Origin of the sequence: Aminobacter sp. J41, assembly GCF_000526635.1 — a bacterium.
Classification (GTDB): domain Bacteria; phylum Pseudomonadota; class Alphaproteobacteria; order Rhizobiales; family Rhizobiaceae; genus Aerobium.
This window is the reverse complement of record NZ_JAGL01000004.1, coordinates 154,409-170,765: the sequence shown is the minus strand read 5'-3', so window position 1 is coordinate 170,765 and position 16,357 is coordinate 154,409. Positions and strand designations below refer to the sequence as shown.

Sequence of the window (16,357 nt, the reverse complement as noted above, 5' to 3'; positions counted from 1 at the left end):
CGTGCCCTGACCACAGGAAAGCCCGGAAAAAGCGCGATTACCGTGCGTGAGAGGCGTCGATCGCGGCGTAATCGATGCGGAACACCGACGGGTCGAACTGCATGCCCTGCTCGACGTTGAAAATCATCACCGTCGTTTCCTTGCCCTGCGCGTCGGTGATGGTCCACTGGCGCAACTCGTAGCTCGACGGGTCGAACATCATCGTGATCGTCGCGTTGCCGAAGGCGTTGCGGTCGGCGAGCTGGATCGTCGTCAGGTCCGCCTCTTCCTTCACCGCCCGCACGCGGCCACCTGACAGATCGATCTTGTTGTCGAGCAGCAGCTTCAGCGGCGTCTGCGACAGCGGATACGCGTCCATCGTCTTCAGCTTGGTGTTCTGCAGGAGCACGTTGCGGCCGTCTGCCGTGACACGGAAGGTTGCCGGCGCCTCATAGTCGAAGCGGACCTTGCCCGGACGCTCGATGTAGAACTTGCCGCCGGTCTGTTCGCCTTTGGGGCCGAACTGGACGAACTCGCCCATCATCGTCTTCACGGAGGAGAAGTGATCGGCGATCCGCTGCGCGGTTTGCGCACCTTGGGCGTGTGCCTCGGAAAGCAGCGGGCCAGTGAACTGACCGGCTGCGAGCAGGCCGATGCCCAGCGCAGCATTACCGATGAAAGCGCGTCGAGAGATCAGCTTGTTCGCCATGTGGATCGTTGCCTTCCGTCTTCTCGTTCTGAATTTCGACTAGGCCGCCAGTTGGGCCGAAATGCGGCTTGCCGCTTCTTCAACGGCAGGCCGCGGCAAAGGTTTCCGGCCTCAGAACTTGTCTTCTTCCGTCGGCACCAGGATCTCGCGCTTGCCGGCGTGGTTGGCGGGGCCAACGATGCCTTCCTGCTCCATCCGCTCGATGATCGAGGCCGCGCGGTTGTAGCCGATGCCGAGCCTGCGCTGGATATAAGAAGTCGAGGCTTTGCCGTCACGCAGCACGATCGCCACTGCCTGGTCGTACGGGTCGTCCGAATCCTCGAAGCTGCCGCCACCGCCGCCCTTGCCGCCGCTATCGCCGTCGTCGTCATCGTCCTCTGTGATGGCGTCGAGATATTGCGGCACGCCCTGGCGCTTGAGGTGGGCCACCACCTTTTCGACCTCCTCGTCCGAGACGAACGGGCCGTGGACGCGCTGGATGCGGCCGCCGCCGGCCATGTAGAGCATGTCGCCCATGCCGAGAAGCTGCTCGGCGCCCATCTCGCCAAGAATGGTGCGGCTGTCGATCTTCGACGTGACCTGGAAGGAGATGCGGGTCGGGAAGTTTGCCTTGATGGTACCGGTGATGACGTCCACGGACGGTCGCTGCGTCGCCATGATGACGTGGATGCCGGCCGCGCGTGCCATTTGGGCGAGGCGCTGCACCGCGCCCTCGATGTCCTTGCCCGCCACCATCATCAGGTCGGCCATCTCGTCGATGATGACGACGATGTACGGCATCGGCTCGAGGTCGAGGTGCTCGGTCTCGTAGATTGCTTCGCCGGTCTGCCGGTCGAAGCCGGTCTGCACCGTGCGAGTGATCTGCTCGCCGCTCTGCTGTGCCTGGCTGACGCGCTGGTTGAAGCTGTCGATGTTGCGGACGCCCACCTTCGACATCTTGCGGTAGCGCTCTTCCATCTCGCGAACGGTCCACTTGAGCGCGACCACCGCCTTCTTCGGATCGGTGACGACCGGGGTCAGCAGGTGCGGAATACCGTCGTAGACCGAGAGCTCCAGCATCTTGGGGTCGATCATGATCAGGCGGCACTCTTCCGGCCGCATCCGGTAGACGAGCGACAGGATCATGGTGTTGATCGCTACCGACTTGCCCGAGCCGGTGGTACCGGCGACCAGCAGGTGCGGCATCTTGGTGATGTCGGCGATCACCGCCTCGCCGCCAATGGTCTTGCCGAGCGCCAGCGCCAGCTTGGCCTTCGCCTGCTCGAACTCGCGGCTGGCGAGCAGCTCGCGCAGATACACCGTCTCGCGGCGGGCATTCGGCAGCTCGATGCCGATTGCGTTGCGGCCGGGCACGACAGCGACGCGGCAGGCAATCGCGCTCATCGAACGGGCAATGTCGTCGGCAAGGCCGATCACGCGTGAGGACTTGATGCCGGGCGCGGGCTCGAGCTCGTAGAGCGTAACGACCGGACCGGGGCGCACGTGAATGATCTCGCCCTTGACGCCGAAGTCTTCGAGGACGCCCTCGAGCACGCGGGCGTTCTGCTCCAATGCGTCGTGCGAGAGTGAGGGATCGCGAGCGACGTTGCGCGTCTCCGACAGGAAATTCAGCGACGGCAGCTCGAAGGAATGCGAGCCACCCGGGCCAACCCTTGCTTCGCGCTGGGCACGCGGGCTTGGCTGCGGACGCGGCGCCGGCATGTCGACGCGGGTTGCGGCGTCGGATCGGTAGTGGCGGACCTGCGCCGGCGCACCGGCCGGAGTCGGCCGGATGATGACGTCGTCATCAAAGTCATCATCATCCTCGTCGTCAAAATCAACCTGGGAGCGGCTGCCGCGATCATCGTCGAGGTCGAACGGCGGCTCATCAAAGTCTCGCGGGCGCGGTGTCTCGAAACCCGGCTCGACGCGCGCGCCACGGCGGGCGGCCGGAACGCGCGGCAGGTCGAAATCATCATCGTCGTCGTCATGCGCGCGGCGCGGCAGCGGCAGCGCGCCGAGATGCAGCTTGCGGCGGACGAACGCCTTGGACGACAGCCACCAGTGGGTGACGGCGCCAAAGGCTGCAAGGATGCGGCCGCCTTCGTCCTCCTCGTCGTCATAAACCTCCATCTCCTCTTCCTCGCGGCGCACCACGACTTTGCGAGGTGCAGCCTTGGCAGAAGCAGGAGCCTCCTCCTCAACGCGGCGGCCAAGGATCGCGCAGGCGAAGGCGAACAGCCACAGCGTCGGCAGCGAGAGAACGGATGCAGTAACGATCGCGGCAGCACCGCTGGGATAACCACCGGCGAGGCGGGATGGGATTGCGAGCACGAGGTCGCCGATCACGCCGCCGAGGCCGGACGGCAGCGGCCAGGTGGGCGGGGCCTCGACGCAGCCGATCATGCCGGCGGCAAGCGCGGCACCGGCGAGCCAGGCGGCAAGCCGCACAGGAATGCGCCGCACCTGGCGCGCGGAGGCAAGCCAGATGCCCCAGGCGACACCCGGCAACAGCGCCGCGACGCTCGCAAGCCCGAAGAACTGCATCAGGATGTCCGAGATCACCGCGCCGGGATAGCCCATCGCGTTCTGGATCGGATTGTCGGTGGCGTGGCTGAAGCTCGGGTCCGCCACGTTCCAGGTCCCCAGCGCCGCCAGGCAGAAGGCGACCATCATGAACGCCCCGAGCCCCGAAGCGCGCGTCACCATCCGGCGGAGAAAGCCCCTGAGGCCATACCCGTCGTCGATCGCCATTTGCGCGGCCGCACTCGAACGCATGTGAGATCCCCGTATCGTCTGGTCTGGCGCCGAAGGGCGCACGGATTCGCGCCAAACCTACGAAGGCGATGGTTAAGACGGCTTTAACCATGACAGGCGAAGGCGACGCCCAATGAAAAAGGAGCCCGGATTGCTCCAGGCTCCCTTCGTGTTCCCCTCTTGCCGGCCCTCTTTTGGGGCCAGTCTTTGTCTTACGAGTGGTAGGCGACTTCGCCGTGCGACGCGAGGTCGAGACCGAGGGTCTCTTCTTCACGGGTCGGGCGCAGGCCGATGATCGCGTCGACGACCTTGTAGAGGATCGCGGAGACGACACCGCACCAGACGATCGTAATCACGACTGCAACGATCTGGGTCCAGATCTGGCTTCCCATCGACATGCCGTCGGCGTAGCCGACGCCACCGAGGCTCGGCGAGGCGAAGACAGCGGTGCCGATAGCGCCAACGATACCGGCAACGCCGTGGATGCCGAAGACGTCGAGCGAGTCGTCGTAGCCGAGCTTGTGCTTCACGACGGCGACGAAGTAGTAGGCGACGACGCTGCCAAGAGCACCGAGGACAATCGCGCCGACCGGGCCAACGAAGCCGGCGGCGGGGGTGACGGCGACGAGACCGGCGACCACACCCGAAGCGCCACCGAGCAGCGAGGACTTGCCGCGAGCGAGCTTCTCAACCAGCGACCAGGCAATGACGGCGCCGGCGGTTGCGGTGAAGGTGTTGATCATGGCGAGACCTGCGCCACCGCCAGCCGACAGAGCCGAACCGGCGTTGAAGCCGAACCAGCCCACCCACAGGACCGCAGCGCCGGTCAGGGTCAGCGGCAGGTTGTGCGGAGCCATGTTGTCACGGCCGTAGCCGTCACGCTTGCCGATCAGGATTGCGCCGACGAGGGCAGCGATACCGGCATTGATGTGAACGACCGTGCCGCCAGCGAAGTCCATGGTGTCCCAGCCAAAGAACAGGCCGTTGGCGTCCCAGGCCATGTGGGCGATCGGGAAGTAGACGATCGAGACCCAGAGCACGACGAACAGGATCACCGCGCCGAACTTCACGCGCTCGGCGAAGCCGCCGATGATGAGCGCGGAGGTGATGCAGGCGAAGGTCATCTGGAAGCAGACGAACACCAGCTCCGGAATGGTGCCGGATTCAGTGTCCGGCGTGATGCCGGCGAGGAACAGCTTGCCGAAGCCGCCGAAATAGGCGCTCTCGCTGCCGCCGAAGGCGAAGGAGTAGCCCCATAGGACGTAGACGACGATCACTGCGGCGGTGATCATGGTGGTCTGCATCAGGACCGACAGCATGTTCTTGGCACGGACGAGGCCGCCGTAGAACAGCGCGACGCCCGGCAGGATCATGAACAGGACCAGAAGGGTCGAGACGAGCATCCAGGCGGTGTCGCCCGAGTCGATCGCCGATGCCGGTGCTGCTTCAGCAGCTTCCGCCGCGGCCTCCTGGGCCCAGGCAGGCAGGGCCGAAACAGCGCTCAGCGCGGAAGCGCCGAGGGCCGCGCGGCCGAGCGAGAAAAGGTTTGCAATCTTCATATTTGCAATCTCCATGGGATGAACGTGCCGCTCAGAGCGCGTCGGTGTCGGTTTCGCCGGTGCGGATGCGGACTGCCTGGTCGATGCCGTAGACAAAGATCTTGCCGTCGCCGATCTGGCCGGTCTTCGCCGCGCCAGAGATCGCCTCGACGGCCTTGTCGACCAGCTCGCTGGCGACGGCGACTTCGATCTTGATCTTCGGGAGGAACGACACGGCGTACTCGGCACCGCGATAGATTTCTGTGTGTCCCTTCTGTCGACCGTAACCCTTCACTTCGGTCACAGTCAGGCCCTGGATCCCGACAGCGGTGAGCGCTTCGCGCACCTCGTCGAGCTTGAACGGCTTGATGATGGCCATCACGATTTTCATCAAGTTCACCCTTTGCTGAATGCGGGTCCCCGCGTTGCCGTACTTCTCCGGCTGCGGCGGCAACCGGGAGGTGCAAAGGGTGAATCAAGACGCGTGCCAATTCGGATGATACCGGTAACACGCTGAATTTGTGGGCAAAAAACAAATGGCGGCCCGAAAGCCGCCACTTTCCCGCCACGTTCACAGACGCCAAAATATGCAAAAAGCCGGTTTTGCCTATTTTTTGTGCATATCGCGGACGCGGATCAGCCCTTCCTGTGCCGTCGAAGCGATCAGGCGCCCATCACGACTGTAGAGAAAGCCGCGGGCAAGGCCGCGCGAGCCGATCGCATTGGGGCTATCCTGCGTATAGAGCACCCAGTCATCCAGCTTGTGCGGCCGGTGGAACCACATAGCATGGTCGAGGCTCGCCATCTGGATTGCGGGGTCAAAACCGGTGCGGCCGTGCGGATAGGTTGCCGTGTCGATCAGCGTCATGTCCGACAAATAGGCGAGAATTGCCGATTGCAGCTGGCGGTTGTCCGGCACTTCGCCCGTGACCCGCATCCATACGTTCTGGCGCGGTTCGAGCTTCTTGTTGCTGGTGTAGTGCTCAACATTGACCGGCCGGATTTCGAGCGGTCGCTCACGTGCCCAAAATTTGCGCACAGCCTCTGGGATGGCATGGCCGCTTTCCTCAAGCAGCTCAAAATAGGAGCGCAGATCCTCCGGCTGCGGCACGTCGAGCGGCATCGGCATCTGGTGCTCAAAGCCCTTCTCCTCGAGGTGGAACGAGCACTCGAGCGAGAAGATCGCATGGCCGTGCTGGATCGCCGTTACCCGGCGGGTCGAGAAGGAGCCGCCGTCGCGCAGCCGGTCGACCTGGTAGACGATCGGCAAGGACGGGTCACCCGCGCGCATGAAATAGCAGTGCAGCGAGTGGACAAAACGGTCCTCTGCCACCGTGCGCTGCGCCGCGACCAGCGACTGGCTGATCACCTGACCGCCGAAGACGCGCTGCCAGCCCACCTGCGGACTGCGACCACGATAGAGGTTGTGTTCCAGCTGCTCGAGGTTGAGTATGTCCAGGAGTTCGTCAAAGGACTGCGTCATTACGGCCATTCCCGCTGTGCGAAACCTCTCGGGTTTCTGCTAGATGGGAGGGGCAAGTCAAGTTCGCAGGGTCGGCAGCAGGGCCAGGCTGCAGGCAAGGAGAAGGAAATCGGGCGATGGCAGAACACGCGGACCGTTTCGACATGATCGTCGCAGGTGCGGGCTATGTGGGCCTCGCAATAGCGACAGCCGTCGCGCAGGCCCGCCCGAGCATGGCGATTGCCGTCGTCGATGCCGCCCCCGCCGGGGTCTGGCAGAAGGATGGCCGCTCGGTCGCCGTCGCCGCTGCTGCCGTGCGCATGCTCGACGCGATTGGCTGCTGGCAGGAGATCGAGCCGAAGGCGCACGCGATGACGGAGATGATCATCACCGACTCGCGCGCCGCCGATCCGGTCCGTCCGGTCTTCCTTACCTTCGACGGCGAGGTCGAGCCGGGCGAACCCTTTGCCTACATGATCTTCAACCGTGATCTCGCCGCATCGCTGCGCCGGCGCGCGGATGAGCTCGGCATCACCATGATCGACGGCGTCGGCGTCGAAGGTTTTGAGACGAAGCCTGCCGAGACGCTGGTCAATCTCAGCGACGGCCGCACTGTCTCGACCAGGCTTCTGGTCGCCGCCGACGGCGTGCGCTCGCGCCTGCGTGAGATGGCTGGCATCCGCACCGTGCACTGGGAATACGGCCAGTCCGGCATTGTCTGCACCGTCGCGCACGAGCGCCCGCATGGCGGCCGCGCCGAGGAGCATTTTCTCCCGGCAGGTCCATTCGCGATCCTGCCGCTCGCGGACGACGAGCAGGGCCGCCACCGCTCGTCGATCGTCTGGAACGAACGGACGGAAGCTGCCCAGCGCCTTGTTGAGGAAGACGAGATTGTTTTCGAGGCCGAGCTAGAAACCCGCTTTGGCTACAAGCTCGGCGAGATCCGCATCCTCGATAAGCCGCGTTCCTTCCCGTTCGGGCTGACGCTCGCCCGCGACTTCGTCAAGCCGCGCTTTGCGCTCGCCGGCGATGCCGCACACGGCATCCATCCGATTGCCGGCCAGGGCCTCAATCTCGGCTTCCGCGATGCAGCAGCCCTTGCCGAAGTGATCGTCGAGGCGGATCGTCTCGGCCAGGACATCGGCGCGATCGACGTGCTGGAGCGCTACCAGCTCTGGCGCCGCTTCGATACCTTCCAGATGGGCGCGACCACCGACATCCTGAACCGCCTGTTCTCTAACGATTTCGGGCCGCTCCGCGCCGCGCGCGATTTCGGCCTCGGTATCGTAGATCGCCTGCCCAAGCTGAAGAACTTCTTCATCAGGCAGGCCTCCGGCCTGTCTGAACAGGCTCCGCGCCTGCTTCGCGGAGAGCAGATCTAGACCTTCCTTCCACTTTTCATTTCGATCTCAGGTGCAACACATGAGCCTTGATTCCGTACGCGCGTTTTTTGCCGAGAAGGCCCCGGACGTCGAAGTCATCGTCACCGAAAAAAGCTCCGCCACCGTGGAACTTGCCGCCGAGGCGCATGGCGTAGAGCCCGACCAGATCGCCAAGACGATCTGTCTGCGCGCGGGCGAGCAAGTGATGCTGGTGGTCGCCAAGGGCACCGCCCGCCTCGACAACCGCAAGTTCAAGGACGCCTTTTCCGCCAAGCCTCGCATGCTGGCCGGGGAAGAGGTGGTTGAGCTCACCAGCCATCCGATCGGCGGCGTGTGCCCGTTTGGCCTGCCACAGCCGCTGCCCGTCTATTGCGACGTCTCGCTGAAGCAGTTCGACATCGTCGTCCCTGCCGCCGGCGCCACCAACTCGGCCGTGCGCATCGCGCCCGAGCGCATCGTGGAGCTCACCGGCGCGCAATGGGTTGACGTCTGCCAGTAGACGCCGCGCCGCCATCCCCTATCTTGTTGCCACGGGCGCTGTGCCCCGCAACCTGATGGGAGGTATGGAATGGACAGACACGCAACGGCCGTCTGGCAGGGCAATCTCAAGGAAGGCTCCGGCACGATCGACACCCAGAGCGGAGCCCTGTCGCAGAAGCCGTATTCGTTCAAGGCCCGCTTCGAGGACGAGCGGGGCGAGACCGGCACCAACCCGGAAGAGCTGATCGCGGCGGCACATGCCGGCTGCTTTGCCATGCAGCTGTCGCACTTCCTCGCCGAGAACGGCACGCCGGCCGAGAAGCTTGAGGCGAAAGCAACCGTCACGCTCATCCCCGGCACCGGCATCACCCGCAGCGCCATCGATCTTGTCGGCACCGTGCCGGGGATCGACCAGGGGAAGTTCACCGAGCTCGCCAACAAGGCCAAGGAAGGTTGCCCGGTTTCCAAGGCTTTGGGGGCGATCGAAGTCACGCTGAACGCACGTCTCGCCTGACCTTCGGATATGAGGCACCCGCGCATCACGTTGACTATGGAGCCAAAATGCGCCATAGGCACCCGCGGAACTGGAACCAACGCGATGCGCGGCATTCTTTCGGCATATCTGGCGCTTTACTTCCCCGGCGGGATTTCTTCCGTTTCCGGCGAAGCTCCGGTTCGTGCGCGTTCCACCAAAACTACGGCCAAAACGACCGCAAAAACGGTCTGACTCTCCTTTTGGCCCGCTCGTTCTCTCCCCGGGTCCGGCCAAGGGGGTGAAGAGTCGGGAGGCGGGATCCGATGGCCGGGATTCCTCTCCAGACGCAGCAAGCGGAGAGATTGGGCATGCAAGCCGCACCTTGGGCATCGGGCTTCATGCTCTGAAAAGGAGCACGGGAATGGGTTTCAAGATTGCAGTCGCCGGCGCCACGGGCAATGTCGGGCGCGAAATGCTCAACATCCTCGAAGAGCGCGGTTTTCCGGCAGATGAAGTCATCGCGCTGGCTTCGCGCCGCTCGGTCGGCACCGAGGTGTCGTATGGCGACAAGACCCTGAAGGTCAAGGATCTCGCAACCTACGACTTCTCCGACACCGACATCTGCCTGATGTCGGCTGGCGGCAACGTCTCCAAGGAATACGCCCCGAAGATCGGCGCGCAGGGCTGCGTTGTCATCGATAACTCGTCGGCCTGGCGCTATGACCAGGATGTTCCGCTGATTGTGCCTGAAGTGAACCCGGACGCTGTCGACGGCTTTACCAAGAAGAATATCATCGCCAACCCGAACTGCTCCACCGCGCAGCTCGTCGTCGCGCTCAAGCCGCTGCACGAGAAAGCCAACATCAAGCGCGTTGTCGTTTCGACCTACCAGTCGGTTTCGGGCGCTGGCAAGGAAGGCATGGACGAGCTGTTCACGCAGACCCGCGCGGTCTTCGTCGCCGATCCGGTCGAGCGCAAGAAGTTCACCAAGCGCATCGCTTTCAACGTTATTCCGCACATCGACGTCTTCATGGAAGACGGCTCGACCAAGGAAGAGTGGAAGGTGACGGCCGAGACCAAGAAGATGCTTGACCCGAAGATCAAGGTCACCTGCACCGCCGTGCGCGTGCCGGTCTTCATCGGTCACTCAGAAGCCGTCAACATCGAGTTCGAGAACCCGATCACGGCTGACGAGGCCCGCGAGATCCTGCGTGAGGCGCCGGGCTGCCTGGTCATCGACAAGCGCGAGGATGGCGGCTACATCACCCCGGTCGAGGCGGCCGGTGACGACGCCACCTACATCTCGCGCATTCGCGAGGACTCGACGATCGAGAACGGCCTCAACATGTGGGTCGTCTCGGACAACCTGCGCAAGGGCGCTGCCCTCAACGCTGTCCAGATCGCCGAGCTGCTGATCGCACGCGGCCTGATCACGCCGAAGAAGCAGGCGGCCTAATTTTCTCATCGTATGCGCGGGGTGATACGCCCCGCGCATCGTCCTGCGCGGAACCTTCTACTTACTCGTGCATTGCACGCGAGCCTTCAAATTGTGAGGGAGTGAAGGAGAGGATCATGGACGACGCAGGAATTGGCTGGATTGCAGCCATCATCATTGGCGGCCTCGCAGGATGGATCGCCTCGAGTTTCATGAAGTCCGACACCGGCATCTTCATGAACATCGTTCTCGGCATTATCGGCGCAGCTGTCGCGAGCTTCCTCTTCGGACTGCTCGGCGTCAGCTTTGGCGGCTGGCTCGGCTACCTGATCGCCGGCTTCATTGGCGCCTGCATACTCATTGCGCTGGCGCGAGCGGTACGAAGGTGACGACGACCCTGTTTTGACAATCAAAGGCCGGACGCTTCTCCGGCCTTTTTTATTCGCCTTCGCAGAAAGCGCGAAAACCTTCGGCTGAGTTCTCGAACCCCTGCGACTGGGCAAGTTCCCACGGCCGCTCGCACTGGCCGGTCTTCGCGCACCAGGCATAGCCGGCCGATCCCTTGCAGCCATGCTCGTCGCTGTCGCCGCCGACGAGCGGCGCTGGTTCCACCTTCTCGACCGCATAGCCCGCCTCGCGCAGCAGTGCGACGACGCCGTCCTCGCCCGGCAGGTGCATCGCGCCCACCGCAATGAACGCCGCTCCGCGGTCGATGAAGTTCCTGGCATTCTCGGCCATGGTGTGGTTGCGCGCGCGGATCAGCCGCTCCTCGAAATCGGCAAAGCCGCCCTCGGGCCCGCTCTGCTCGGGGAGCGCCACGCGAAAGAACGGCCAGAAGGCGGAGGTTTCGCCGTTGAGATAGAGCTGCACCATCGTCTCGAGGACATCATTGATGCGGTCGCCGAGCTCCAGCGTCTCGACAAGGCCGCGCATGTGAAAGTCCATCGGCAGCGACGCCATCGCCTCGAGTTGGTCGATCGCCGATTCCAGTCCACCCACTTCCTTGCCGGCGGCTATCGCGTCCTGCGCGAGCTTGGCATCCAGCACCGGGGCGCCGGCCCTTTTGCGGGCAAGCTCGCAAGCGGGCGTCGCCACCATCGTCGCGAGCATCCACGGCTTCATCTTCGCAACGCTCGCCGGCGGGATCTTGCGCGCCTTCAACGCTTCCTCGACCGCGGTGCGCTCCTCGTCCGAAAGCAGCGAGAACAGCGTCGTGCCGTCGGTGAACATCATCAACTCCGGCTTCTGCGCCATCGCCGCCGTCATTTTCGACTGGTCGAGGACGTCGGTCGTCTCGATCACGACGATTTTTGCCGCCTCATAGGCAGCTTCCGCCGCCGGCGGCAACTGCGTTACTCGCGGGTCGGAAAGATGCATGGTGCCGAAGAGATAAGAGGGCTCGACGCCTTCTTTCCCGATGCGCCAGAGCAGCGCGCCGCCATTCTCGACCGCGGCTGCCTCCTTCCGGATTTCCTTCAGCTGCGCCGGGTTGTCCCGCTCCATCGCGGCAAGCATGTTCTCGCCGCGGCAGCTGTCGGCCTCCTCGGCCTGCGCCTGCGCCGCTGCAAACAGCAGCGCGAAGTAGAAGAGAGCAAGAAAGAAGAGGTGAAGTGAGCCGATCAGCAGCAGAAGCCGGTCGGCTATCCTGTCGGCAATGGTGCGCGCGCGTGTCATCGCCCGAAGATAGGGTCGCGAAAGGTGAAAAACCGTTAAGCGCTGGCTCACATCTTCTCGCCGGGAAGCTTCGCGGCCTGCGCCACCCAGTCGGCGAACTGCTTCTCGTCGATTTGCTGGTCCTCGATGATGTGCAGGTAGCGCACTTCAGGATGCTTCGAGCCCACGGGAGGGACCGGATCGAGCGAAGTGCCGCGGAAGAACGCGACCTTGATGTACTTGTTGAGGCAATGAAAATTGAGGAACCAGATATCCTTCTCCATCCCGTAGAAGGGCGAGTTCCATTTCACCGCCTTGACGACATCGGGCACAGTGCAGGCGATGATCTCGTCGAGCCTGCGCCCGACAGCCTGCTTCCAGCCAGGCATCGCCTCGATATAGGCCTGGACCGGTTCGCTGCCGTGGCCTTTCGGGATCTGCGGGTTGCCACCGGAAAGCAGCACCGGCGGTCCGGCCGGCTTTTGCCATTTCTCGTCGTTCATGCGCTGTCCTCCTGCCGCAAGGGCAACAGGCAAGCGCGGCGACAATACGGCGAGTTCAGGCGCGCGGGTGCGCGGCGTCGTAGATGTCGAGCAGGCGCGCGGTATCGACGCCGGTATAGACCTGCGTGGTCGACAGGCTCGCGTGGCCGAGCAGTTCCTGGATCGTGCGCAGGTCGCCGCCCTTGGCCAGCAGATGCGTCGCGAAGGAATGGCGCAGCGCATGCGGGGTCGCCGTGTCCCGCAGGTTGAGCGCCGAGCGCAGCTTCTGCATCTCGCGCTGGATGATCGCCGGCTGCAGCGGCCCTCCCCTCGCCCCGCGAAACAGCGGTGCGTCGCCGTCAAGATCGTAGGGACAGAGTTTTCGATATTCGCTGACGGCGCGGATCGCGGCAGGCAGCACCGGCACCAGCCGCGTCTTGCCGCCTTTGCCGGTGATGCGCAGCACCGACTGCGTCTCGTCCTTCAGTTCGTCTCCCGCAAGCCCCAGCGCCTCGGAAATGCGCAAGCCGCAGCCGTAGAGCAGCGTCAGCACCGCAGCGTTGCGCGCCGCGATCCACGGCTCCTCGGCAAGCTGTTCGCCGGCGTTGACCACCTTCTTCGCATCGGCTGCCGTGAGCGGCTTTGGCAGCGACTTCGGCTGCTTCGGCGCGCGCATCGCGTTTGCGCCAGCCGCATTGGCCAGTCCCTTGCGTTCGAGAAAGCGCAGGAACGAGCGGATGCCGGCGAGGCCCCTTCCGAGCGAGCGGGCCCCTGCCCCGTCATTGCGCCGTTGAGCCAGGAAGGCGCGCAGGTCCGCGGGCTTGAGCGCAGCAATGTCGCTGATCCCCGGCGCATCGCCATGATATCCGGTCAGGAACTGCAGGAACTGGCGCGTGTCGCGCTCATAGGCTTCGACGGTGAGCGGAGACAACCGCCGCTCGGAGGCAAGCGCGTTCAGCCACTCCAGGCGTGCCTGCTGCAGGTCCGGCTTTGCAGGAATCAGAAAATTCTCCATGGCCTGATCTTGCAGCACGCATGGTTAGCGGGAAATGAAGAGCACGCGAAACACCGGCCGGCGTTGAAACCGGCCGAGCGCAAAGGTAGAGACGCCTGATGAAGAAACTCGACAAACCGGTCCAGATGGCCGTCATCGGCGCCCCCCACGGCGTGAAGGGCGAACTGCGGGTGAAAACCTTTACTGCCGATCCGCTGGCGCTGGGGGACTATGGCCCCCTCACCTCCGAAGACGGCCGCACATTTACCGTCGCAGCGATCCGCCCGGCGAAAAACATCGTCGTCGTCCGCTTCAAGGAAGTGACGACCCGCGAACAGGCCGAGGCGGTTAACGGCGTTGCCCTCTATGTCGACCGCTCCGTGCTGCCAGACGAGGAGCTCGACGAGGAAGAATTCTTCCACGCCGACCTGATAGGCCTCGAAATCCGCGACGAGACCGGGGCGAAGATCGGCAAGGTCATCGCGATCCAGAACTTTGGCGGCGGCGACATCCTCGAGGCGAACTTGTCCGGCCGCCGTTCGGTGATGATCCCCTTCACGCTCGCCGCGATCCCGGAAGTGTCCGTGTCCGGCGGCTACATCCGCATCGACAGCGTTGCTGCGGGCCTCGTCGATGACGAGGATGAAGAGGAAGGCGAGGCGGAATGACCTTCGCGGCAACGGTCCTCACCCTTTATCCAGAAATGTTCCCCGGCGCGCTTGGCATGTCGCTTGCGGGCCGCGCGCTCGAAGCCGGCACCTGGTCGCTGCAGACGGTGCAGATCCGTGACTTCGCCATCGACAAGCACCGCTCGGTCGATGACACGCCGGCCGGCGGCGGCGCCGGCATGGTGATGCGTGCCGATGTCATGGCCCGCGCCATTGACGCGGCCGCCCCTGCCGATGATCCGCGCCCAAGGCTGCTGATGAGCCCACGTGGCAAGCCGCTCAACCAGGCGCGCGTGCGCGAACTGGCGGCGGGACCTGGCGTCGTCATCGTCTGTGGCCGCTTCGAGGGCGTCGATCAGCGCGTCATCGACGCTCGCCAGCTCGAGGAAGTCTCGATCGGCGACTACATCCTTTCAGGCGGCGAGCCGGCTGCGCACATTGTTCTTGATGCGATCGTCCGCCTCCTGCCCGGCGTCATGGGCAACGAAGCCTCGGGCGACGAAGAGAGCCATGAGAGCGGAATGCTGGAGCACCCGCACTACACCCGCCCGCAGGTCTTCGAGGACATGCCGATCCCGGAAGTGCTTACCTCGGGCAACCACGCCAGGATCGCCGCATGGCGGCGCGAACAGGCGCTGAAGCTCACGCGCGAGCGCCGTCCCGATCTTCTTGCCGACAAGGACATCAAGTGAAAATTGTGCTTCGCCTGGAGCAGCTGGCGCTGCTGGTGCTGTTCGTCGCGCTCTACGCGCAGTCGGGTGCGAGCTGGTGGCTTTTCGCCATCCTCTTCTTCGCGCCTGACCTGAGCTTTGCCGCCTATCTCGCCGGCGCGCGCATCGGCGCCGTCGTCTACAACGCAATGCATAGCTGGATCGGCGTGGTGCTGCTCGCCGGCGCAAGCTGGCTCATCGACTGGCAGCTCGGCTATTCGGTCGCGATCATCTGGGCGGCGCACATCGCGTTCGACCGCGCGCAGGGCTACGGCCTCAAATACGAAACTGGTTTCAAGGATACGCATCTTGGCCGCATCGGCGGCAGTTGATCTTTCCACCGAAATTGTGTATCGCCGCCGCAGTTCCGGGTAAGTGCCGGACTTCCGCCAACCAAAGAATGGTGCACCGCTCCTGCCCTAGGGCATAGCCACACGGCAAAGACTGATGTGGCAAGTGTCGAGCGCTCTGGCTGTTTGAGAAGAATGAAGGATCAGGACGATGGACATCATTCGTCAGCTCGAGGCCGAACAGGCCGCCAAGATCGAAGCCAAGCGTAAGCTTCCGGAATTCCAGCCGGGCGACACCGTCCGCGTTCTGGTTCGCGTGACCGAAGGTTCGCGTACCCGCGTCCAGGCCTACGAAGGCGTTTGCATCGCGCGTTCGGGTTCGGGCTTCCAGGAGAACTTCACCGTCCGCAAGATCTCATACGGCGAAGGCGTCGAGCGCGTGTTCCCGGTCTACTCGCCGCTGGTCGAGGGCGTCGAAGTCGTTCGCCGCGGTAAGGTCCGCCGCGCCAAGCTCTACTACCTGCGCGACCGTCGCGGTAAGTCGGCTCGTATCGTCGAGAACACCGGCACCCGTGCTCGCAAGCTGAACGAGGCTGAGCGTGAGGCGCTGCAGGCCGAGCGCGCCCGCATCGAGGCTGAGAAGATCGCTGCTGCCGAGGCTCTGGCTGCCGAGAAGGCCGCTGCTGAGGCTGCCGGCGAATAAGAATTTCCCCGCAAGGGTCAGAAATGGCGGCTTCGGCCGCCATTTTGGTTTGTGGCAAGGCCTTCATCTTCTTCCTGCGGAACCGCCCAACAGCCACCGCGTTTCCTCCCCGCCGCTCTTGCTGCTGAGGGGAGCATATGCAGGACATTCTGGACGATATCGGTCACGCGACCTGGCTGCCCTTCACCGTCATCGCCGCGAGGCTTGCCATTGCAACCCTGCTGGGCGCCGTCATCGGCTTCGAGCGCGAGTGGCGCAACCACCCGGCCGGTCTCCGCACCCACATCCTCGTCGCGCTCGCGGCGGCTTCCTTCACCATCATCGGCATTGAGATCGTCCACTCGCCGCAGTTCGAAGACGACGGCGCGCGTCAGGACCCGCTGCGGCTCATCGAGGCGGTCACAGCAGGTGTTGCGTTCCTAGCTGCCGGAACGATCATTGTCGCGCGCGGCCAGGTGAAAGGCCTCACCACCGGCGCCGGCCTCTGGCTCGCGGGATCAGTGGGGCTGGCAGCCGGCCTCGGTTTCTGGCAGGTCGCGTCATTCGTCACGGTTCTGGCCGTGATCGTGCTGGGATTGCTGCATCCGTTCGAGAAGATGATCTCTCCGGAACGTCCCTCTTCGTCACATCAGAGCGATCGGGCCGATCGCGCCAATTGAAC

At 64.1% G+C, this 16,357-nt stretch carries 19 protein-coding genes; 11 read left to right on the top strand and 8 right to left on the bottom strand.

Translation table 11 applies throughout. The annotated features are described in order from the left end of the window. Positions 1-37: 37 nt before the first annotated feature. From L630_RS0104980 to tesB, 5 genes are all read right to left on the bottom strand, one after another. On the bottom strand, positions 38-688 hold the full coding sequence (locus L630_RS0104980) for an outer membrane lipoprotein carrier protein LolA (protein WP_051473097.1): 651 nt from the start codon (positions 686-688) through the stop codon (positions 38-40). Between the two features lie 111 nt (positions 689-799). Then, entirely contained in the window at positions 800-3,445 is a 2,646-nt protein-coding gene (locus L630_RS0104975) for a DNA translocase FtsK (protein WP_024847178.1), read from the bottom strand. A 191-nt stretch (positions 3,446-3,636) separates the two neighbouring features. Then, positions 3,637-4,983, bottom strand: a complete 1,347-nt coding sequence (locus L630_RS0104970) for an ammonium transporter (protein ID WP_024847177.1) — start codon at positions 4,981-4,983, stop codon at positions 3,637-3,639. Between the two features lie 31 nt (positions 4,984-5,014). Next, complete coding sequence (locus L630_RS0104965; RefSeq protein WP_024847176.1) at positions 5,015-5,353, bottom strand: P-II family nitrogen regulator; 339 nt, start codon at positions 5,351-5,353, stop codon at positions 5,015-5,017. 216 nt (positions 5,354-5,569) lie between these two features. After that, positions 5,570-6,445 (bottom strand): acyl-CoA thioesterase II, encoded by an 876-nt coding sequence (gene tesB / locus L630_RS0104960; RefSeq protein WP_024847175.1) that lies wholly within the window; start codon positions 6,443-6,445, stop codon positions 5,570-5,572. A 116-nt stretch (positions 6,446-6,561) separates the two neighbouring features. Here tesB and L630_RS0104955 point away from each other — a divergent pair, with 116 nt between their 5' ends. The 6 genes from L630_RS0104955 (at position 6,562) to L630_RS0104935 (ending at position 10,585) form a co-directional block, all read left to right on the top strand. Then, positions 6,562-7,806 carry a ubiquinone biosynthesis hydroxylase gene (locus L630_RS0104955; RefSeq protein WP_024847174.1) on the top strand — a complete coding sequence of 415 codons (1,245 nt, stop codon included), beginning with the start codon at positions 6,562-6,564 and terminating at the stop codon, positions 7,804-7,806. Positions 7,807-7,846: 40 nt separating this feature from the next. Then, positions 7,847-8,305: a YbaK/EbsC family protein gene (locus L630_RS0104950; RefSeq protein WP_024847173.1), complete on the top strand. Its 459-nt coding sequence runs from the start codon at positions 7,847-7,849 to the stop codon at positions 8,303-8,305. A gap of 69 nt (positions 8,306-8,374) precedes the next feature. Then, the gene (locus tag L630_RS0104945) at positions 8,375-8,800 is read left to right on the top strand and encodes an OsmC family protein (protein WP_024847172.1); all 426 of its coding nucleotides are present in this window, start codon (positions 8,375-8,377) and stop codon (positions 8,798-8,800) included. 84 nt (positions 8,801-8,884) lie between these two features. Continuing rightward, positions 8,885-9,013: a hypothetical protein gene (locus tag L630_RS23540; protein WP_256366561.1), complete on the top strand. Its 129-nt coding sequence runs from the start codon at positions 8,885-8,887 to the stop codon at positions 9,011-9,013. A 169-nt stretch (positions 9,014-9,182) separates the two neighbouring features. Continuing rightward, positions 9,183-10,217: an aspartate-semialdehyde dehydrogenase gene (locus L630_RS0104940; RefSeq protein WP_024847171.1), complete on the top strand. Its 1,035-nt coding sequence runs from the start codon at positions 9,183-9,185 to the stop codon at positions 10,215-10,217. A gap of 116 nt (positions 10,218-10,333) precedes the next feature. After that, positions 10,334-10,585 (top strand): GlsB/YeaQ/YmgE family stress response membrane protein, encoded by a 252-nt coding sequence (locus tag L630_RS0104935; protein WP_024847170.1) that lies wholly within the window; start codon positions 10,334-10,336, stop codon positions 10,583-10,585. A 49-nt stretch (positions 10,586-10,634) separates the two neighbouring features. Here L630_RS0104935 and L630_RS0104930 read toward each other — a convergent pair whose 3' ends face one another. The 3 genes from L630_RS0104930 to L630_RS0104920 are packed head-to-tail and all read right to left on the bottom strand — an operon-like array spanning position 10,635 to position 13,346. Beyond that, positions 10,635-11,921 (bottom strand): TraB/GumN family protein, encoded by a 1,287-nt coding sequence (locus tag L630_RS0104930; RefSeq protein ID WP_245263655.1) that lies wholly within the window; start codon positions 11,919-11,921, stop codon positions 10,635-10,637. Further along, positions 11,918-12,352, bottom strand: coding sequence for a DUF1801 domain-containing protein (locus L630_RS0104925; RefSeq protein ID WP_024847168.1), 435 nt, complete (start codon positions 12,350-12,352; stop codon positions 11,918-11,920). The genes L630_RS0104930 and L630_RS0104925 overlap by 4 nt, the downstream gene beginning before the upstream one ends. 55 nt (positions 12,353-12,407) lie before the next feature. Continuing rightward, positions 12,408-13,346, bottom strand: coding sequence for a tyrosine recombinase XerC (locus L630_RS0104920; protein ID WP_024847167.1), 939 nt, complete (start codon positions 13,344-13,346; stop codon positions 12,408-12,410). Between the two features lie 98 nt (positions 13,347-13,444). Between L630_RS0104920 and rimM the strand changes: the two genes are divergently transcribed. The 5 genes from rimM to L630_RS0104895 all read left to right on the top strand — a co-directional run bounded on the left by rimM (position 13,445) and on the right by L630_RS0104895 (position 16,355). Continuing rightward, complete coding sequence (rimM, locus tag L630_RS0104915) at positions 13,445-13,993, top strand: ribosome maturation factor RimM (protein ID WP_024847166.1); 549 nt, start codon at positions 13,445-13,447, stop codon at positions 13,991-13,993. After that, positions 13,990-14,685, top strand: coding sequence for a tRNA (guanosine(37)-N1)-methyltransferase TrmD (trmD, locus tag L630_RS0104910; protein WP_024847165.1), 696 nt, complete (start codon positions 13,990-13,992; stop codon positions 14,683-14,685). Before rimM ends, trmD begins: the two co-directional genes overlap by 4 nt. Continuing rightward, on the top strand, positions 14,682-15,035 hold the full coding sequence (locus tag L630_RS0104905; protein WP_024847164.1) for a DUF4260 domain-containing protein: 354 nt from the start codon (positions 14,682-14,684) through the stop codon (positions 15,033-15,035). Before trmD ends, L630_RS0104905 begins: the two co-directional genes overlap by 4 nt. A gap of 169 nt (positions 15,036-15,204) precedes the next feature. Next, positions 15,205-15,696 carry a 50S ribosomal protein L19 gene (gene rplS, locus L630_RS0104900; protein ID WP_024847163.1) on the top strand — a complete coding sequence of 164 codons (492 nt, stop codon included), beginning with the start codon at positions 15,205-15,207 and terminating at the stop codon, positions 15,694-15,696. A gap of 137 nt (positions 15,697-15,833) precedes the next feature. After that, the gene (locus tag L630_RS0104895; protein WP_024847162.1) at positions 15,834-16,355 is read left to right on the top strand and encodes an MgtC/SapB family protein; all 522 of its coding nucleotides are present in this window, start codon (positions 15,834-15,836) and stop codon (positions 16,353-16,355) included. Positions 16,356-16,357 lie beyond the last annotated feature (2 nt).